At 72.4% G+C, this 18,538-nt stretch carries 16 protein-coding genes; 15 read left to right on the forward strand and 1 reads right to left on the reverse strand.

Annotation, left to right across the window (positions count from 1 at the left end):
- The first annotated feature begins 159 nt into the window (after positions 1-159).
- Genes ACWEF6_RS23445 through ACWEF6_RS23460 form a run of 4 tightly spaced genes read left to right on the forward strand, consistent with a single transcriptional unit; the run spans position 160 to position 2,772 of the window.
- Positions 160-1,713 (forward strand): phage tail sheath family protein, encoded by a 1,554-nt coding sequence (locus ACWEF6_RS23445; RefSeq protein WP_449684906.1) that lies wholly within the window; start codon positions 160-162, stop codon positions 1,711-1,713.
- A 15-nt stretch (positions 1,714-1,728) separates the two neighbouring features.
- Complete coding sequence (locus ACWEF6_RS23450; protein ID WP_043785975.1) at positions 1,729-2,172, forward strand: phage tail protein; 444 nt, start codon at positions 1,729-1,731, stop codon at positions 2,170-2,172.
- A gap of 4 nt (positions 2,173-2,176) precedes the next feature.
- Positions 2,177-2,617, forward strand: coding sequence for a hypothetical protein (locus tag ACWEF6_RS23455; protein WP_310972886.1), 441 nt, complete (start codon positions 2,177-2,179; stop codon positions 2,615-2,617).
- Positions 2,614-2,772, forward strand: coding sequence for a DUF6760 family protein (locus tag ACWEF6_RS23460; protein ID WP_003098516.1), 159 nt, complete (start codon positions 2,614-2,616; stop codon positions 2,770-2,772). The genes ACWEF6_RS23455 and ACWEF6_RS23460 overlap by 4 nt, the downstream gene beginning before the upstream one ends.
- Before the next feature lie 1,281 nt (positions 2,773-4,053).
- On the opposite strand, the gene ACWEF6_RS23465 is transcribed toward ACWEF6_RS23460, so the two are convergent.
- The gene (locus tag ACWEF6_RS23465; RefSeq protein ID WP_449684907.1) at positions 4,054-4,350 is read right to left on the reverse strand and encodes a hypothetical protein; all 297 of its coding nucleotides are present in this window, start codon (positions 4,348-4,350) and stop codon (positions 4,054-4,056) included.
- Positions 4,351-4,543: 193 nt separating this feature from the next.
- Here ACWEF6_RS23465 and ACWEF6_RS23470 point away from each other — a divergent pair, with 193 nt between their 5' ends.
- From ACWEF6_RS23470 to ACWEF6_RS23520, 11 genes are all read left to right on the forward strand, one after another.
- Entirely contained in the window at positions 4,544-5,707 is a 1,164-nt protein-coding gene (locus tag ACWEF6_RS23470) for a hypothetical protein (RefSeq protein ID WP_449684908.1), read from the forward strand.
- Positions 5,708-5,721: 14 nt separating this feature from the next.
- Positions 5,722-6,168, forward strand: a complete 447-nt coding sequence (locus ACWEF6_RS23475) for a phage tail protein (protein ID WP_449684909.1) — start codon at positions 5,722-5,724, stop codon at positions 6,166-6,168.
- 5 nt (positions 6,169-6,173) lie between these two features.
- Entirely contained in the window at positions 6,174-6,935 is a 762-nt protein-coding gene (locus ACWEF6_RS23480; RefSeq protein WP_449684910.1) for a CIS tube protein, read from the forward strand.
- The gene (locus ACWEF6_RS23485; RefSeq protein WP_449684911.1) at positions 6,928-8,751 is read left to right on the forward strand and encodes a VgrG-related protein; all 1,824 of its coding nucleotides are present in this window, start codon (positions 6,928-6,930) and stop codon (positions 8,749-8,751) included. The genes ACWEF6_RS23480 and ACWEF6_RS23485 overlap by 8 nt, the downstream gene beginning before the upstream one ends.
- A 13-nt stretch (positions 8,752-8,764) precedes the next feature.
- Complete coding sequence (locus ACWEF6_RS23490) at positions 8,765-9,046, forward strand: PAAR domain-containing protein (RefSeq protein WP_364268765.1); 282 nt, start codon at positions 8,765-8,767, stop codon at positions 9,044-9,046.
- A gap of 1 nt (position 9,047) precedes the next feature.
- On the forward strand, positions 9,048-9,458 hold the full coding sequence (locus ACWEF6_RS23495) for a GPW/gp25 family protein (protein WP_310972881.1): 411 nt from the start codon (positions 9,048-9,050) through the stop codon (positions 9,456-9,458).
- Entirely contained in the window at positions 9,458-11,419 is a 1,962-nt protein-coding gene (locus ACWEF6_RS23500; protein WP_449684912.1) for a putative baseplate assembly protein, read from the forward strand. The genes ACWEF6_RS23495 and ACWEF6_RS23500 overlap by 1 nt, the downstream gene beginning before the upstream one ends.
- The gene (locus ACWEF6_RS23505) at positions 11,416-11,955 is read left to right on the forward strand and encodes a phage tail protein (protein WP_449684913.1); all 540 of its coding nucleotides are present in this window, start codon (positions 11,416-11,418) and stop codon (positions 11,953-11,955) included. Before ACWEF6_RS23500 ends, ACWEF6_RS23505 begins: the two co-directional genes overlap by 4 nt.
- Positions 11,956-11,960: 5 nt before the next feature.
- Positions 11,961-12,938: a zinc ribbon domain-containing protein gene (locus ACWEF6_RS23510; protein WP_449684914.1), complete on the forward strand. Its 978-nt coding sequence runs from the start codon at positions 11,961-11,963 to the stop codon at positions 12,936-12,938.
- A 30-nt stretch (positions 12,939-12,968) separates the two neighbouring features.
- On the forward strand, positions 12,969-17,039 hold the full coding sequence (locus tag ACWEF6_RS23515; protein ID WP_449684915.1) for a VWA domain-containing protein: 4,071 nt from the start codon (positions 12,969-12,971) through the stop codon (positions 17,037-17,039).
- A gap of 101 nt (positions 17,040-17,140) precedes the next feature.
- Positions 17,141-18,469, forward strand: a complete 1,329-nt coding sequence (locus tag ACWEF6_RS23520) for a COG1470 family protein (RefSeq protein ID WP_449684916.1) — start codon at positions 17,141-17,143, stop codon at positions 18,467-18,469.
- Positions 18,470-18,538: the final 69 nt, after the last annotated feature.

Here is an 18,538-nt window from a genome sequence, read left to right on the forward strand (position 1 = left end):
CCAACGACCGGACGGGCAGGCACGGCTGCCCGGACGGGCAGTTGCCTTTAAGGGCAGAGATCGGTTCCCGCGGGCCTAGCCGCACGGTCGTTCCGCGGAGAACGTCCCGGCAGCAGCATCGCCGATGACAAGACTTGTGCGTCGACAAGGGAGGCACGCATGCCCACCTATCTCACGCCGGGGGTGTACGTCGAGGAGATCGAAGCCGGCGCACGGCCGATCGAGGGCGTGGGCACCGCAGTAGCCGCCTTCGTCGGCTTCGCGGCGGACGGCCCCTTCAACACCCCGACGCTGGTGTCCAACTGGGGCCAGTTCACCCAGACCTTCGGCGACTTCATCGAGGGCTGCTACCTGGCCCAGTCGGTCTACGGCTACTTCCTCAACGGCGGCACCAACTGCTACATCGTCCGGATCGGCGGCTCGCGCGCCAAGGACAACGGCGCCGCTCCGAAGCAGATCGCGGCCCGCCAGGCCGTGCTCGGCGGCTACCGCTTCGTCGCGAAGGAGCTGCCGGAGGGCAAGCCGGCCGGCGAAATCACCGTCGAGGTGGCCGACCCGACGGGCGAGAACCCCGCCGAGGACCGGTTCACCGTGCTGGTGAAGCAGGACGGCAAGGTCGTCGAGACCCACAACGTGACGACCAAGCGCACCAAGGAGAACGTCGTCACCGCGGTGCGGGAGAAGTCCGGCCTCATCACCATCGAAGAGGTCGCCACCGGCGGCGCGGTCACCAAGCCGGACAAGGGCACCGCGGTGCTCTCGGCGCCGCCGAAGGAGGACGGTGCCCCGCCGGTCCCCGGCCGGGTCGCGGCGAACGACTACGTCGGCGACGTCGCCGACCGGACCGGCTTCGGCGGCCTGGAGGCGATCGACGAGATCACCATGGTCGCGGCGCCGGACCTGATGGCCGCCTACCAGCGCGACCTGATCGACCTCGACACGGTCAAGGCCGTGCAGCTGGCGATGATCGCGCACTGCGAGCTGATGGGCGACCGGATGGCGATCATCGACCCACCGCCCGCGCTCAACCCCCAGGAAGTCCGCAGCTGGCGGATGGACGCGGCCGGGTACGACTCGAAGTACGCCGCGCTCTACTACCCCTGGGTGCAGGTCCTCGACCCCGCGTCGGGCACGAACACGTTCATCCCGCCGAGCGGCCACATGGCCGGCGTGTGGGCCCGCACCGACGCCACCCGCGGCGTCCACAAGGCCCCGGCCAACGAGGTCGTCCGCGGCGCCCTCGCCCTCGAGACGCACCTGACCAAGGCGGAGCAGGAACTGCTCAACCCGATCGGCGTCAACTGCGTGCGGTCGTTCTCCGGCAAGGGCATCCGGGTCTGGGGCGCGCGGACGCTGTCGAGCGACCCGGCGTGGCGCTACCTGAACGTCCGGCGGCTGTTCAACTACCTCGAGGAGTCGATCCTCGGCGGCACCCAGTGGGTCGTGTTCGAGCCCAACGACGACGCGCTGTGGGCCCGGATCCGGCGCACGATCAGCGCGTTCCTGGTGATGGAGTGGCGCAAGGGCGCGCTCTTCGGGCTGACCCCGGACGAGGCCTTCTTCGTCAAGTGCGACCGCGAGACCAACCCCGCCGAGGGCATCGACCTCGGCCAGGTGATCTGCGAAGTCGGCATCGCCCCGGTGAAACCGGCGGAGTTCGTGATCTTCCGGCTGGCCCAGATGTCCGGCGGCACCAGCCTCGTCAACGAGTGATGAAGGGGTTCTGACATGGCACTTCCCGATCTCGACAAGGCCGTCGGCCACTCCTTCGGGCTCGAGATCGACGGCGTCCAGATCAAGCAGATCTCCGAGGTCTCCGGCCTCAAGATGGAGCAGGACGTCATCGAGCTCAAGCAGAACACCGTCGACGGCAAGTACGTCATCAAGAAGCTGCCCGGCCGCCCCAAGGCGGGCGAGGTCACGCTGACCCGCGGCCTCACCGAGGACAACAGCTTCGAGAAGTGGGTCAAGGACGCCCACTTCGGCAAGATGACCACGGCCCGCAAGGGCGGCGCGATCATCGTCTACGACTACGAAGGCGCCGCGATCAAGCGCTACAAGCTCACCAACGCCTGGCCGAAGAGCCTGGAGATCGGCTCGCTGAAGGCCGGCGACACGAGCGTGCTCACCGAGAAGCTCGTCATCACCTACGAGCAGATGGAAGTCGAGTGAGCCGATGCGCAGGGTGATGGCCTCGGCGCCGGAGGCTCCCGTCGCTTCGGACGAGCCGCGCACCGAGCGGCCGAAGCTGCGGACGGAGTTCGCGTTCGAGCTCCCGCGCGGGTACGTCGACGACGAGGGCAAGGTGCACCACTCCGGGGTGATGCGCCTGGCCACCGCCCGCGACGAGCTGATCCCGCTGCGGGACGACCGGGTGCGCGAGAACTCGGCGTTCCTCACGGTGGTGCTGCTGGCCCGGGTGGTCACCCGGATCGGCGACATCACCGACGTGCACGCGGGGATCATCGAGAACCTGTTCGCCTCCGACCTGGCGTTCCTGCAGGACATGTACCGCCGGGTCAACAGCGAGGGCCACACCAGGGCGGGCGTGGCGTGCCCCGAGTGCGGCCACGGCTTCGTCGTCGACGTCGCCGGTGGCCGCCTGGGGGAATCGTGACGTACGCGGCCGACCGGCTGCACGAGGAAGTCGCGTACGTCGCCTACCACCTGCACTGGTCCCTCGACGACATCCTCGACCTCGAACACCCCGACCGGTTGACCTACGTCGCCGAGATCGCCCGGATCAACACCCGGATGAGCCAGGGACGGTGACGCTGGAATGTGGTTCCGCAGGAAGGCGCCTGCTACGCCTTCGCCTGTTTCGGTGCCGGTGACGCGGGGGGAGTGGCGGAGTGTGGCGCCGATCCAGCGGGTGCTGGCCGAGCACCCGCTGGTGAACCCGGTGCAGCAATTCAGCGCGACGCTGACGTCGTGGCGGAGCCCGGGCTACCTGGAGCCCCTGGGGCACCGGGTGGGCCCGGCAGAGCCGGCGGGCGTGATCGGCGACCTGCTGCGGCCGGCCACGGTGGGCGGGCCGCCGGTGCAGCGGGTCGTGGCTCCGGAATCTCCCGAGCTGCCACTGGCACTGCCGGTCGTGGGGAGGCCCGATGTCGTGCCGCGGCTGACGTCGGCGGGGAGGGTGGACACCCCGCCGGTGCGCACCCTCCAGGCGATCGCGGAACCGTCCCCTGTGGACACACCGGCGGCCTCGAGCAGCCCGGCGGAGGCGTTGGCAGCGCCCTTGACCGGGTCCTTGGAGGAGCCCTCGGTGACGCCCTCTCCGGCGCCGTCGGCTCCGGAACCTGAGCTGCCGCTCGTCCAGCGGCCGGAGCAGGCAACCCCGCGACGGCTGGGGCTCGGCGCGCCGATGCTGCCTGCCCCCGCCGGAGGGGGACTCCCGGTGTCCCGCCTCGCGGACGCGCCGGGAGCGCCACCCGCGCCGGCGTCGCGGACGACCGGGTCACCACCGGTGAACAGCTTCCGCCCGTTCGAAGCCACGGAGCCGCCCGGGACACCAGGCGGCTCGACGAGCGTTTCCATGCCGTTGCCGGGGCCTCCGGCGCTGCCGGTCGCCTCGACGGCGCAGGAGCCGAGCGTGACGGTGTCCCGGACGGCTGAGACTCCGGCGCTCCCCGTGGCGGAGGAGCCGGGCGTTCGGGCGACGCAGGCAAACGAGCCTTCGACGCTGCCGGTGGCCCAGCGGTCTGCGCCAGCGGCGGCGTCCTCTGGTGCGCCGGAGGTGCAGAGGTCCACGCTGCCGGCGGCCGAGGCCTCGGTGGCGCAGGAGTCCTCGGCATCGGCGAGCCCGGTGCCACCGGTCGGGCAGGAGGCGCCGCTTCCGGTGCTGCGCGCGGTCGGATCTCCGGCAACGAAACCGCCGGTGGACGCATCTCTCCCGACGACACCGGCCGGCCAGGGACCGCTGCTCCCGATCGCTCGAGCGGTCGAAGACTCACCAGGAGCGCCCCGGAGCGCTCCGCTCCCGGTCGCCCGCGCAGCCGGCAGTCCGGCCCCGATGACGAGGGCCATCGAGACCCCGGGACTTCCCGCGACTCACGCGGCCGAAGGCCCGGCGGACAGGACTGCGGTCCCGCCGGTGGCGATGGAATCCTCGGGGCATTCCGAGGATTCGGCGGGTGGGGCCGGGGTGCCGTCGTTGCCGGTGGCGAGGGTCATCGAGACTGCGGGACTTTCCGTGGGGCGCGTGGCCGAGGATTCGACGGGTGGGGTTGCGGTGCCGTCGCTGCCGGTGGCGAGGGCCATCGAACCTGCGGGACTGTCGGTGGCTCGCGCGGTCGACGACTCGGCGGGCGGGGCTGTGGTGCCGTCGTTGCCGGTGGCGAGGGCCATCGAGACTGCGGGGCCTTCCGTGGCCGAGGATTCGGCGGCCGGGGTTGCGGTGCCGTCGTTGCCGGTAGCGAGGGCTATCGAACCTGCGGGACTTTCCGTGGCTCGCGTGGCCGAGGATTCGGCGAGTGGGGCAGGGGTGCCCTCGTTGCCGGTGGCGAGGGTTATCGAACCTGCGGGACCGTCGGTGGCTCGCGTGGCCGACGACTCGGCGGGCGGGGCCCGGGTGCCGTTGGCGACGGCGATCGAATCCTCTGGACTTGCCGTAGCCCGCGCAGCCGACGACTCGGCGAGCGGGGCTGCGGTGCCGCCGCTTCCGGTGGCGAGGGCCATCGAAACCTCAGGACTGCCGGGCGGAGCGGAGAAGGCGGTGGCGATCGAAGCTCCGCGCCTGCCCGCGGCAGGAACCGCACTTCCGATCGCGCGACCGGCCGAGACCCCGCCTCTTCCGGTGTCGCGGTCCATCGATGGTCCGCCGGCGACCGGAGTGGTACGGGCGATCGAAACCTCAGGACTCTCCGTGGCCCCGGCGCCCGAAGGCTCGGTGGGCGGGGCTGCGGTGCCGCCGCTTCCGGTGGCGAGGGCCATCGAGACCTCGGGACTCTGGGGCGGAGCAGCGAAGCCGGTGGCGAGGGCTGTCGAGAGTCCGGGCCTGCCCGCGGCGGGAACCACGCTCCCGATCGCGCGAATGACCGAGACCCCGGTGCGACCCGTCGATGGCCCGCGAACACCGTCGACAGCAGCAGCACAGGCGATCGAGACCTCCCCGTTGACCGGAGCCGGGCTGCCGGAGCTCCCCGTGGCTCGCATGGCCGAAGGCTCGGCGCCCGTGGCGGGAGCCGCGCTGCCGCTCCTCGCGGCTCGCGCCGTCGAAAGCTCAGCAGGAGCACCGGTGCCGGCACGGGCGATCGAAACTCACACCGCCGAAGCGGTGCCGCTCACCGTGGCTCGCGCCGCCGAGACCACCCACCACACCACCTCCGCGCTGGCTCGCACCGCGGACGCCGAGACCACAACCGCATCACCACTTCCCCTCGCCCGGGCGATCGACGGCACCCCTCGCACTCCCGATGCGCAGCTCCAGACCGAATTGCCCGTCGCCAGGATCGTCGACCCGGCTTCACCGTCCACACCGGACCCACCACCCGTCCCTGCGCCCGCCCCCGCTCCGGCCGTCACCACGGTCGTCCAGCGCGACCCGGACCCCGTCCCCGCACCCGCCCCCGTCGCGGCACCACCGCCGCAGCCGGAAACCGAAGAGCTCGTCAAGAAACTCTTCGACCCGCTGCTGCGCCGCCTCAAGACCGAACTTCGTCTCGACCGTGAGCGCCGGGGTGCGCTCACCGACCGCCCGCACTGAAGGAGGAGCCACCGATGGCGGACACCGAAGAGGCCGTTGCCGTCTGCTATGTCGTCAAACTGGACGACAAGAACCTCGGCAACCTCGGCGCCTTCTCCAGCTGTGACGGCCTCGGCTGCGAATTCGTCATGGAACAGCGGGAAGAAGGCGGCAACAACGGCATGGTCTGGCAGCTGCCGACCCGGATCAAGTACTCGAACATCAAGCTCTCGCGCCCGGTCACCGAGGCCAGCTCGCAGATCACCAAGTGGTTCGCCAGCCTGGCGAGCGGGATCGAACGCAAGACCGCCACCATCGAGGCGCGCACCCTCGAAGGGAAGGTCATCGCCAGCTGGGCGCTCGAAGGCGTCGTCCCGGTGCGGTGGAGCGGGCCGCAGCTCTCGCCCGACTCACCCAAAGTCGCCACCGAGACCCTCGAACTGGCCCACCACGGCTTCCTTAGCCCGGCGAAGAAGGGCTGACGCCGATGTCCTCACCCGTCGCCTTCACCTCGGCCGGAGCCCAGTCCACGGCGGCCTACAGTTCAGGCGCGCCCAGCAACCTGCAGCGCGCCCTGCTCGAAGTGCGGAAGCCGCCTCAGTCCGGGGGGACCGGGCAGCCGCCCGGGGACAAGATGTTCGACATCAAGTTCCAGTTCAACCCCAAGGAACTGTCGGTCAGCAAGAACGCCAAGTGGGGCCGGGACGCGCAGCCGAACGCCAAGAAGAGCGCGCCGCCGCAGTTCAAGGGGTCGGATCCGGCCAAGCTGGCGCTCGAAATGTTCCTCGACGCCACCGACAAGATGGACGACGCCGTCGTCAAGAAGGTCGAGCAGCTGTTCACCTGCTGCGTGGCCACCGAGGACAGCCGCCAGCACAAGAAGCCCTCGCCGCCGTGGGTGATCTTCAAGTGGGGCGGGATGACCGGCTTCCCCGCCTACGTCGCCTCCGTCACCGCGAAGTACACCCTGTTCACGCCGTCGGGGACGCCGGTGCGCGCGGTCTGCACGGTCAACCTGGAGGAGATCTCCGGCGAGCTGGGCGGCCAGAACCCGACCTCCGGCGCGCTCGCCGCGCGGGACACGCACGTGCTCGTCGCCGGGGACTCGCTGCCCTCGGTCGCGTTCCGCGCCTACGGTGACGCCGGGAAGTGGCGCGAGATCGCCGCCGCCAACGACATCGACGACCCGATGCGGCTGCGGCCCGGCACCCGGCTCCTGGTGCCCGCGCTGGAGGAGCTCGATGGCTAACGAGACCTTCACGAACACCCTCCTGGTCGAGGTCGAGGGCACCACGCTGCCCGACGACGTCAAGGTGATGCTCAGCTACGCCTACGTCGACGACAGCCGGAACCTGCCGGACACCTTCGTGCTGCGCTTCCGCGACCCCGGGACCGTCGTGCTGGAGAAGGGCAAGTTCAAGGTCGGGGCCAAGATCCGGCTCAAGGTCCAGACGTCGGACCCGGAAGGCCCGCAGGACCTGCTCTCCGGCGAGGTCACCGCGGTCGCGATCGACCTCGACAACCACGGCACCTTCACCGAGGTCCGCGGGTACGACCACGCGCACCGGCTGTTCCGCGGCCGCCGGGTCACCGCGTACCCGAACATGACCATCGCCGACGTCGTGCGCAAGGTCGCCCAGCGCGCGAACATCCCGGTCGGCAAGATCGACAACGTCAAGGGCTTCGGCGGCCGGCCGAACACCCAGCTGTCCCAGGACAACGTCAGCGACTGGGAGTTCCTGTCCCGGCTGGCCGACGCGGTGGGCGCGCAGATCGCCGTCCGGGACGGGAAGCTGAACTTCGAACTGCCGGAGCAGCCGTCCGGCGCCCCCTCGACCACCACCAAGGCCACCGCCGACCCGCTCGTCCTCGAGGCCCACGGCACGCTGCTCAACCTGCGCGCCAGCGTCACCGCGGCCGAGCAGGTCCCCGAGGTGCGGGTCACCGGCTGGGACTACGAGAACAAGCAGCCGATCACCGCCACCGCGACCCCGAAGAACGCGGGCACCGAAGTCCCGGGGGTGGACCCGGTGGCGCTGGCGGGCAAGTTCGCCAGCCCGCCCTTCCTCGACGCCGCCGCGCCCCGGCGCGCCCAGGGCGAGGCGGACGCGACCGCGAAGGCACTCGCCGAACGGTTCGGCAGCGCCTGCACCGAACTCGACGGCGTCGCCAAGGGCAACCCGAAGCTGCGCGCGGGCACCGCCGTCACGCTCACCGGCGTCGGCCAGCCCTTCTCCGGCAAGTACACGCTGACCAGCACGCGCCACCTGTTCAACGACGAAGTCGGCTACACCACCGAGTTCGCCGTGTCCGGCCGCCAGGAACGCTCGCTCTACGGCCTGGTCGCGGGCGGGGCGAAGACTTCGGCGTGGCCGGGGGTCGTCCCCGCGCAGGTGACCGACCTCAAGGACCCGGCGAAGCTCGGCCGCGTCAAGCTCACGTTCCCCTGGCTGGACAAGGACTTCACGAGCACCTGGGCGCGCACGGTCCAGCCCGGGGCGGGCAAGGACCGCGGCGCGGTGGTGCTGCCGGAGGTCGGTGACGAGGTCCTGGTGGGCTTCGAACACGGCGACTTCGAAGCGCCCTACGTCCTCGGCGGCCTCTACAACAGCAAGGACGCGGCGCCGTCGAAGTTCACCAAGGCGATCGTCGACGGCAACAGCGGGGAGGTGGCGCTGCGCGGGTTCGTCTCGCGGAAGGGCCACAAGCTGGAGTTCGCCGAGGACGACGGCATCATCCTGTCGTCGGGGGACGCGAAGTTCGTGGTCAAGATCGACCAGAAGAACCAGGTCATCGAGGTGACCAGCGGCAAGAGCGTCACGGTCAAGGCGCAGAACGGCGTGAGCATCGACGCCGGCACCGGGCCGCTGGAGCTCAAGGGCCAGAAGGTGTCCGTGAAGTCCCAGACCGACGCCAGCATCGAGGCGTCCGCCCAGCTGAAACTGAGCGGCACGGCCGGCGCGAAGCTCGAAGGCGCCACCGTCTCGGTCGCGGGCCAGGGCCAGACGGAGCTGACCGCGAGCGGTGTCGTCACCGTGCGCGGCAGCGTGGTCAAGATCAACTGACGGGGGAGTGCGCATGCCACCAGCCGCGAGGGTCGGCGACCCGACCGGGCACCCCGGCGTCATCGCCGGCCCGGGGGTGCCGACCGTGCTGATCGGCGGGATGCCCGCCGCGAACGTCGGGACGCTGCACACGTGCTCGTTCCCGCCGCCCGCGGTGCACCCGCCGACGCCGATCGCGCCGCCGGGCTGCCCGACGGTGCTCATCGGCGGCATGCCCGCGGCCCGGATGGGAGACCTGGCCGCCTGCGGCGCGCCGATCGTCATGGGCTGCCCGACCGTCCTGATCGGAGGCTGACATGGACTTCCTCGGCCGGGGACTGGCGTTCCCGCTCCACACCGACGCGACCGGCTCGATCGCGCTGGTCGGCGGCGAGCGCGAGGTCGTCGAGAGCATCCGGCTGATCCTGGCGACCTCGCCGGGCGAGCGCCCGATGCGTCCCGAGTTCGGCTGCGCGGTGCACGACCTCGTGTTCGCGCCCGCCGACGCGGCGACCGCCGGGCAGATCGCCTACGAGGTCCGGGTCGCACTGGAGCGCTGGGAGCCGCGGATCACCCTCGACGACGTCGTCGTCAGCTTCGACGAAGCCGACCGGGGCACCCTGCTGATCGACATCCGCTACCGGCTGCGCGGCACCAACGACCCACGCAACCTCGTCTTCCCGTTCTACGTCATCCCGCCGCACGAGTCCGTAGAGGACGGTGCGTGATGTCGCTGCCGATGCCCAACCTCGACGACCGCCGGTTCCAGGACCTGGTCGACGAAGCCAAGTACCTGGTCCAGCGCAACTGCCCGGAGTGGACCGACCACAACGTCTCCGACCCCGGCGTCACGCTGATCGAGACGTTCGCGCAGATGGTCGACCAGCTGCTCTACCGGCTCAACCGGGTGCCCGACCGGCACTACCTGCGGTTCCTCGACCTGATCGGGGTCCGGCTGTTCCCGCCGGCCGCGGCGCGGGCCGACGTGACGTTCTGGCTCTCGGCCGCCCGCGACGTCCCGGTGGTCGTCGCGAGCGGCAAGCAGGTCGCGAGCGTGCGCAACGAGGTCGAGGACCCGGTGGTCTTCACGGTGGAACGGACGCTGAACATCGTGCCGTGCTCGCTCGCGCACCTGGCGACCGGCACGGCCGACGCCGGCCTGCCGCCGGTCGACCGCACCGACGAACTGCTCGTCGGCGGCGGCCCCGCGGCCTTCTCCGAAACCCCGGCCCCCGGCGACTCCGTCCTCTTCGGACTGTCGGACGCCGTGCCCGGCTGCGCGGTGCTGCTGCGGATGAACTGCGAGGTCGAAGGCCAGGGTGTCGACCCGCGCGACCCGCCGTGGCTGTGGGAGGCCTGGGACGGCACCGGCTGGGCGGCGTGCGAGGTCGACCGCGACAGCACCGGCGCGTTCAACCGGGCCGGCGACATCGTGGTGCACGTCCCGGCCGGGCACGCGATGTCGGTGCTCGCGCGGCAGCGGGCCGGCTGGCTGCGGTGCCGGCTGGTCGAGGCCAAGCAGAACCAGCCGTTCTACCAGCGCCCGCCGCGGCTGCACGCGGTCGAGGCCTCCACCATCGGCGGCACGGTCGGGGCCGTGCACGCCGAGATCATCCGCAACGAGGTTGTCGGGACGTCGGACGGCACGCCGGGCCAGCGGTTCCCGCTCGGCCGGCCCCCGGTGGTCGTCGGGGAGGGCGAACTGGTCGTCGAGGTCTCGGGCCCGGACGGCTGGCAGCCGTGGACCGAGGTCCGCTCCTTCGCCGACTCCGGCCCGGACGACCGGCACGTCCTGCTCGACCGGGTCGGCGGGCAGGTCGAGTTCGGGCCCGCGGTGCGCCAGCCCGAGGGCGGCCTCCGGTACTACGGGGCGGTCCCGGCCAAGTCCGCCGCGATCCGGGTGCCCGAGTACCGCTCCGGCGGCGGGCGGCGCGGCAACGTCGCCCGCGAGGTCCTCGAAGTGCAGCGGGACCCGATCCCGTTCGTCAGCAGCGTGGTGAACCGCCGCCCGGCGATCGGCGGGGTGGACGGCGAATCGGTCCGGGACGCGGCGGTCCGCGGCCCGCTGCTGCTGCGCACCCGCGACCGGGCCGTGACCGCCGAGGACTACGAACAGCTCGCCCGCGAGGCGGCACCGGAAGCGGCCCGGGTGCGCTGCATCCCGGCGCACGGGCCCGACGGCCGCGAGACCGGCGCGATCCGGGTGCTCGTCGTGCCGGCCGTGCCCGACACCGGTGAGCTCGCCTTCGCGACCCTGATGCTCGAAGCCGGCATGCGCGCCCGGATCGAGCGCCACCTCGGCGAACGCCGCTGCGTGGGCGCGCTCGTGTCCGTGGAACCCCCGTTCTACCAGGGGGTGACGGTGGTGGCGCGGCTGCGCGCCCGGCGCCGGACGACGGCGGGGACCCTGGGCGCCCGGGCGAGCCAGGCCCTCTACGACTACTTCAACCCGATCAGCGGCGGCCCCGACGGCGACGGCTGGCCCTTCGGCCGCCCGGTCCAGTCGGGCGAGGTGTTCGCGGTGCTGCAACGGCTTCCCGGCGTCGAGCTGGTGGAGGACGTGCGGCTGTTCGCGGCCAACCCGATCACGCGGGAGCGGGGCGAGCAGGTGGACCGGCTGGACCTGCCGCCGAACGCGCTCGCGTTCTCGTTCGGGCACCAGGTGCGGGTGCGGGAGGCGGGCGCATGAGGACGGGCGTCCCCGGGCTGCCGACCCCGCACCCGATCGGCGAGCAGCTGCCCTCGGTGTACGCCGAGGACCGGTTCGTGCAGGGGTTCACCGGCGCCCTCGACGAGGTCCTCGCGCCGGTCATCTCCACTTTGGACAACTTCTCGGGCTACCTCGACCCGGGCGTGGCGCCCGCCGACTTCGTCGGCTGGCTGGCCCACTGGGTCGCGTTGCGCGTCGACGAGAGCTGGAGCCCGGAACAGCTGCGGCAACTCGTGACGCGGTCGGTCGACCTGCACCGGTGGCGCGGCACGCGGCGCGGGCTCACCGACCACGTGCGGCTGCTGACCGGCGGCGTGGTCGAGGTGACCGACAGTGGCGGGGTCGTCGCCGACCCGCAGCCGGGCGCACCGCTGCCGGACCCGGGTCCGACGTGGGTGCGGGTGCTCGTGCGGGTGCCCGATCCGGCGCGGGTCGACGTGCGCCGGCTGACGGCGACGGTCGTGGATGCGGTGCCCGCCCACGTGCGGGTCACGGTGGAAGTGCTGGAGGGCTGACGGAGATGGTCATCTACGCGGAGTGCGGGCACCAGGGGCCCGCCGACGTCGAGTTCTGCGGCGAATGCGGCCGCTACCTGAAGTGGGACGACGACGGCCCGGTCGCGGTCAAGGCCCAGCCGGTGGTGCAGCAGCAGGTCGTGCAGCCCGCGGAGCCGATCGCCCCGGTCCGGCAGCCGGTGCAGCAGACCGTGGAGGAGCAGGTCCTCAACCCGGGCGACCTGATCTGCGGCCGGTGCGGCAAGGGCAACGCGCCGACCCGCAACTTCTGCAACCGCTGCGGCGCGTCGCTGGCCGAGTCCGAGGTCGTCAAGACGTCGTGGTGGCGGCGGCTGTTCGGCCGCAAGCCGAAGGAACACAAGGCGGGGGCGCGGCCGGGCCAGGACGGGGTCCGCCGCCGGACCGGCCGGGCCGGGGCCGCGCGCCGGACGGTCGGGAAGGTGATCCGCCGGGCCGTCGCCGTGGCGCTCATCTTCTCGGCGCTGATCTACGCGCTGTACCAGCCGTTCCGCACCGCGATCAACACCGCGGCGGTGGGCCTGTGGAGCCAGGTGACCGGCATCTTCGAGGCCAAGCTGAACCCGGTCCACCCGATCAAGGTGACCGCGACCGCGCAGGCGAACGGCCACGCGGCCCCGCTGGTCGCCGACAACGCCAAGAACACGTTCTGGGCGGCCCCGGGCGACAAGGAACAGGTGCTGGTGTTCACCTTCGACCACCCGGCGGACCTGCGGAAGGCGATCGTGTACTCCGGCGACGCGGCGAACTTCCCGGCCGCGCACCGGCCGCAGAAGCTGCACCTGGTTTTCTCCACCGGCAAGACCTACGACATGGTGCTGGCCGACACGCCGGACTCCCAGGAAGTCCCGATCGAGAACAGCGAAGGCGCCACGAGCGTCGAGCTGCACGTGACCGGGCTGTACCGCTCGCTCGACGGCACGGACGTCGCGATCTCCGAGATCGAGCTGTTCGAAGCCGGCTGAGCATCCGAAGTCTTTTGGGGAGGACCGACCATGCGCGCGAACCGAGCGGTGGCGGGCATCGCGGTCGTCGCGGTGCTCGGCGGCTGGGCGATCAGCGGAGCGCTCTCGCCGACCGAAGCACAGGCACCGGCGCCGGTGGCCGCGCCGTACCGCGTCGGGTACGTCAGCGACGCCACCACCGGCCTCTACGAGGCCACCGGCGAAGGCGCGGCGCCCGCGCTGCCGGCCGGGGCCGGCGGCGTCGATTCCGACGCGTCCGCGAGCACCGGCGGCCTCGTGTGGGTGAGCCACCGCGCCGCCGCCGGGGGTGCCGAGCAGGACGGCGAGCTGTACTACCTCCCCGACGGCGCCCGGACGGCGGTGCCGCTGACGAACGACGACGCCGTCGACCTGCACCCGGCGCTGTCGCCGGACGGCCGCACGGTCGCGTTCGCCTCCGAACGCACCGGCAGCCGGAAGCTGTTCGTGATCGGCGTGGACGGCCGCGGCCTCCGCCAGGTGACGTCCGGCCCGGCGACCGACGACTCCCCGAGCTGGTCGCCCGACGGCACCCGCCTGGCGTTCAGCAGCACCCGCGACGACCCGGCCGGGGACATCTACACCGTCCCGGCCGCCGGCGGGACCCCGACGCGCCTGACCGCCGACCCCGCCGCCGACACCCAGCCGGCGTGGGGCCCGGCGCGGATCGCGTTCACCACCACCCGCTTCCACCCGGCCGGCGACGTGGCGCTGGTCGCCGAAACCGGCGGCGCGGTCACCCGCGCGGTCCCCGACCCCGGCGACTCGGCGGAGCCGGCGTGGTCGCGCGACGGTGCCCGGCTGGCCTTCACGACCCACGCGCAGGACCCGCTCGGCGACGTCAAGGAGATCGCGGGCGGCCGGATCTCGGTCATCTCGGCGCTGCCGGACACCGGCGAGACCGAGCCGGCGTTCCGCCCGGACGGCCGTCCGGTGTTCACCGAGCTGCGCACCGGGGCCACCTCGGACATCTGGAGCGCGGACGCCACCGGCGGCGACCGCCGGGACCTCACGAACCGCCCCGGCGCCGACGAGTTCGACCCCGCGTTCTCCGCCGACGGCTCCCAGCTGGCCTACACCCAGGCCGATCCGGGCGAGTCCGTGCAGACCGAGGTCGTCGTGGCGAACGCCGACGGCAGCGCACCCCGCGCGCTGACCGGCCCGCGGGACGGGACCAAACGCGAACAGCACCCGGCCTGGTCGCCGGACGCCACGATGATCGCGTTCACCAACACCGCCATCCGCGGCGAAACCCGCTCCGACACCGTGCGGATCGCCCGCGTGGCGGACGGCCGGATCCTCGGCGAGATCCCGATCCCGCCGTACCTGACCGGCCGCGACACGCAGCCGGTGTGGTCGGCCGACGGCACGAAGATCACCCTGACGCGCGCGGCCTCGCGGATCGCGCCGCCGCCACCGGGGCGGGTACAGCCGACGGTGGTGGACATGCCGGTCGGACAGGGCAGTTCCGGCTCGGTGCCCAAGACGGTCCCGACGGACAAGGTCCCGGCGCAGCCGGACATCGTGCTGCTGATGGACCAGACGGGGTCGATGAACGGGGTCATCGAGAACGTCAAGACGAACCTCGGCAAGGTCATCGAGGAAGTGCAGAAGGTGCAGCCGTCGGCGAACTTCGCGGTGGCCGCGTACGGCGACCGCGTGGACGACCACCCGGGCGAAGGCCCGCCGCCGAACCCGCCGCGGTCGTTCCACGTCCAGCAGCCGCTCACCCCGGCCGACACCGACGAGCAGCGCAAGCTACTCACCGACGCCTTCGGCCGGATCACCGCCACCGGCGGCGACGACACCGCCGAAGACTGGTACGACGCCCTCGAGAAGGTCTCGACGGGCGCGATCGGCTTCCGCGACACCAGCAACCGGATCGTGGTGCTGGTCGGCGACGCCGCCAGCCACGAGTCGCCGGCCGACAACGAGCGGGGCACGTTCCCGACGACCGCGGCCGTCGTCGACGCGCTGACGGCCGCGAAGATCCGGGTGGTCGCGGTCCCGGCCGTGACGAGCAGCGGCGGCTCGGAAAGCAGTCTCGCCGAAGAGAACGACGGAGCCCTCGACGGCCGCGGTCAGGCGAGCGCGCTCACCAAGGCCACCGACGGCGTCCTGACCGAGAGCACCGACCCCGGCCAGATCAGCACCGCGATCGTGAAGGGGATCACCGACCTCCAGGTGAAGGTGCAGCCGGTGCCGTTCTGCGACCCGGGCCTGACGCTCACGTTCGACCCCGACGGGACGCCGCAGGTGCCCGGCGGCACCGACGCGCACTTCGTCGAGATCGCCACGGTCTCGCCGACCGCACCGATCGGAGCTTTCCTGCACTGCCGGGTCGAGTTCCGGCTGAACGGCGAGTCCGCCGTCCGGCCCGGCTACACCGAAGACGTCACCGTGCGGGTCAAGGATCCGCGGCTGCCGCTGATCACCGTGCACGACAAGACCGTCACCGGGACCGCGCCCACGGTCATCGACTACCCGGCGACCGCGATCGACGCCGACCGCGAAACACCGCTCACGCCGTTCTGCACGCCGTCGTCCGGGAGCCTCTTCCCGGTCGGCGCCACCACGGTGACGTGCACGGCGACCGGGCGCGGCGGCACCGCGACCGAGACCGCCGTGATGTCCGTCGACCCCGGCGGGGACCGGCAGGAACTGTGGCAGGTGGCGCTGACCGCCGGGCCGGACAGCGTGGTCGCCGGCACCCACCGGGACCTCTCGCCGTCGTTCGGGGAGCCGTGCGGTATCGGGCGGCAGGGCTCGGCGGACGTCTCGCCGGACGGCGCCGCGCTGGTGTTCCACAACGACCGCCGTCAGCTCTGCGTGGCCCCCGCCGACGGCGGGCCCGGGCGGGTTCTGGTGCAGGACACCGGAACCGTGGACGACCCGGCCTGGTCGCCGGACGGCACGCTGGTCGCCTTCGACAGCGCACCCTCGGAGTCCCGGCCGAGCGTCCGGACCGTGCCATCGGCCGGCGGGGCGTCGGCGGTCCTGATCGCCGGTCCGGGTGGCGCGTCGCAGCCGGCGTTCCAGCGGATCGCCGACGTCGGGGTGACCGCCACCGCCGTCCCGGCCACCATCCCGTTCTCCGGGCTGACGACGTTCGAGTTCGTGGTCACCAACCACGGCGTCGCCGCTTCGCCGGGCGTCGGGCTGTTCGTCCGGCTGACCACGGGCCTGCGGCCGCAGGCGCCGATCACCAGCGCCGGCACCTGCACACCCGACCTCGTCTGCGCCTTCGGCACGCTCGCCCCGGGCGCGAGCGCGCGGGTGCGGTTCAGCGCCACCGGCACCGAACCGGGGGCGCAGGCCGCCACCGGCACGGTCACCACGGCCGGCCAGGACGCCGGCGCGCAGGACAACTCCGCCACGGCCGTGGTCACCGTCGGGCCGAAGCCGGCGCCCCCGGTCACGCCGGGCTCGCTGTCGGTGGGGCTGGCGGTGTCGGCGGTCCCGCTGTTCGTCGGCGGCGACGACGTGGTGCTGACCTTCCTGGTGCACAACGGTTCCGGGGCCCCCATGCCGAACGTCCGGCTGGTCACCCAGCTGCCGCCGCAGCTGCCCGCGACCTCGGTGGCACCGGGGTGCACGCCCGGTGGCGGCACCTGTGCGCTCGGGACGCTGGCCCCCGGCCAGACCGTCGAGATCCGGATTTCCCTGGCGGCCAAGGCCGCGGCCGACGCGCCGGTGTCCGGCACGGTCAGTACCAGCGGGCCGGACACCGACCCCGGGGACAACACGGCCAGTGGGCGGGTGGTGTTCCGCCAGCCGGTGGTCGCCGTCGATCCGGGCATCGCCCCGCTGGGCTCGGTCCCGCGCGTGACGGGCACGGACTTCCCGCCGGGCGCGACGGTCCGGCTGGCCTGGTCGGACGGGATCTCCGAGACGCCGGGCCTGGCCACCGTGGGCGTCGATGGGCGGTTCGAGGCGCAGTTCCTGGTCTTCCACCACGACCTGATCGGCCCGCGCACGCTGTCGGTCACCTCGGTGAGCGGCCCGAGGTTCGGGACGGCGCAGTCGAATTCGATCCTGGTGGTGCTGCGCACGGAACAACCGCCGTTCATCTCGCGCGGCTGAGCCGCGCGAGAACCGGCTGCCCGTAGGGGCAATTACCGGCGCACGAGCGCACACCCGTCCGCTGGTGCCGGACCCGCGACACAGAAGGGAGACTTCCGCGCATGGGAGCAACGGCGACGCTGTCCGAGGCCGGCCTGGTCGCGGAACCCGGCCAGGAGACGAGCTGCACGGTGACCATCCGGAACGCCGGGCAGGTCGTCGACCAGTTCGCGATCGACGTCGTCGGCGATGCGAGTGGCTGGGCCACCGCGGAACCGGCGACGGTCAACCTGATGCCGGGGGAGACCGGGACGGTCACCGTGCGGTTCGCGCCACCGCGGTCCTCCGACGTGCCCGCCGGGACGATTCCCTTCGGCGTGCGGGTGTTCTCGAGCGAGGACCCGGCCGGTTCGGTCGTCGAGGAAGGCACCGTCGAACTCGGCGCCTTCACCGAGGTGACCGCCGAGATCGTGCCGGCCAAGGTGGAGGGCAGCTCCAAGGCCGACTTCGAGGTCGCCGTCGACAACCGCGGCAACCGGCCGGTGGCCGTCGAACTGAGCCCGCTGGACCCGGAAGACGAGCTGGACTTCCGGCTCGAGCGCGACCGGGCCGAACTGGCGCCGGGCACCGCCGCGTTCGTCCGGATGCGGGCCAAGCCGCGGAAGCGCTTCCTGCGCGGGCAGTCCGTCCGGCACCGCTTCCAGGTGTTCGTCACCGCCGACGGGGCCGAGCCGCTCAAGACCGAAGGCACCATGGTGCAGCGGCAGCTGCTGCCGAAGTGGCTGCTGCCGGCGCTCGCCGCGCTGCTCGTCCTCCTGCTCGCCCTGGTGACGCTGTGGTTCACCGTACTGCGGCCCGCCGTGAAGTCGGCCGCCCGCGAGGCCGCGCAGGAACAGAACCAGGAGATCGTGAAGGCGGCGCAGGACGCCGGCGCCGGGGCCGACCAGGCGAAGAAGAACGCCGATCAGGCCAAGCAGAACTCCGAACAGGCGATGAAGGCCGTCGGCCTGACCCCTCCGGGCGACAACCCCGCGCCGCCGGGCTCGGGTCCGGGCGGCACGCCCCCGACCCGCGTCTCGAACGCCGCCGCCGACGGCACGCCGACGGACTTCCGGGTGGCCGCGGACGCGAAGATCGACTCGAACGTCAACCGGTTCGCCGAATTCCCCTACACGCTGCCGGATCCCGGCAAGACGCTGGTGATCACCGACCTGATCCTGCAGAACCCGCGGGGCGACACCGGAACCCTGCGCCTGCTGCGGGACGCCGGTGGCACCAAGACGGTCTTGCTGGAGGTCGGCCTCTCGAACTTCCGCGACCTCGACCACCACTGGCTGCAGGCCTGGCGGTTCCAGCCGGGGGAGAAGATCGTGCTCGCGGTCAGCTGCCAGAACCCGCCGGACCGCGGCCGCTGCACGCCGTCGGTCTCCTTCTCCGGCCGGGTCGAGTAGACCGTGCCGGCCACCCGCGTCGTGCGGTGGAAGGGGCGGGGGTTAACCCCGGACCAAACACAAACCCGC

Source organism: Amycolatopsis sp. NPDC004772, from assembly GCF_053601215.1.

Bases quoted from the DNA above. Each gene is read 5' to 3' on its own strand.
- ACWEF6_RS23445 (WP_449684906.1), top strand. From the start codon at position 160: ATGCCCACCTATCTCACGCCGGGGGTGTACGTCGAGGAGATCGAAGCC.
- ACWEF6_RS23450 (WP_043785975.1), top strand. From the start codon at position 1,729: ATGGCACTTCCCGATCTCGACAAGGCCGTCGGCCACTCCTTCGGGCTC.
- ACWEF6_RS23455 (WP_310972886.1), top strand. From the start codon at position 2,177: ATGCGCAGGGTGATGGCCTCGGCGCCGGAGGCTCCCGTCGCTTCGGAC.
- ACWEF6_RS23465 (WP_449684907.1), bottom strand. From the start codon at position 4,350: ATGGCCCTCGCCACCGGCAACGACGGCACCACAGCCCCGCCCGCCGAG.
- ACWEF6_RS23475 (WP_449684909.1), top strand. From the start codon at position 5,722: ATGGCGGACACCGAAGAGGCCGTTGCCGTCTGCTATGTCGTCAAACTG.
- ACWEF6_RS23480 (WP_449684910.1), top strand. From the start codon at position 6,174: ATGTCCTCACCCGTCGCCTTCACCTCGGCCGGAGCCCAGTCCACGGCG.
- ACWEF6_RS23485 (WP_449684911.1), top strand. From the start codon at position 6,928: ATGGCTAACGAGACCTTCACGAACACCCTCCTGGTCGAGGTCGAGGGC.
- ACWEF6_RS23490 (WP_364268765.1), top strand. From the start codon at position 8,765: ATGCCACCAGCCGCGAGGGTCGGCGACCCGACCGGGCACCCCGGCGTC.
- ACWEF6_RS23495 (WP_310972881.1), top strand. From the start codon at position 9,048: ATGGACTTCCTCGGCCGGGGACTGGCGTTCCCGCTCCACACCGACGCG.
- ACWEF6_RS23500 (WP_449684912.1), top strand. From the start codon at position 9,458: ATGTCGCTGCCGATGCCCAACCTCGACGACCGCCGGTTCCAGGACCTG.
- ACWEF6_RS23505 (WP_449684913.1), top strand. From the start codon at position 11,416: ATGAGGACGGGCGTCCCCGGGCTGCCGACCCCGCACCCGATCGGCGAG.
- ACWEF6_RS23510 (WP_449684914.1), top strand. From the start codon at position 11,961: ATGGTCATCTACGCGGAGTGCGGGCACCAGGGGCCCGCCGACGTCGAG.
- ACWEF6_RS23515 (WP_449684915.1), top strand. From the start codon at position 12,969: ATGCGCGCGAACCGAGCGGTGGCGGGCATCGCGGTCGTCGCGGTGCTC.
- ACWEF6_RS23520 (WP_449684916.1), top strand. From the start codon at position 17,141: ATGGGAGCAACGGCGACGCTGTCCGAGGCCGGCCTGGTCGCGGAACCC.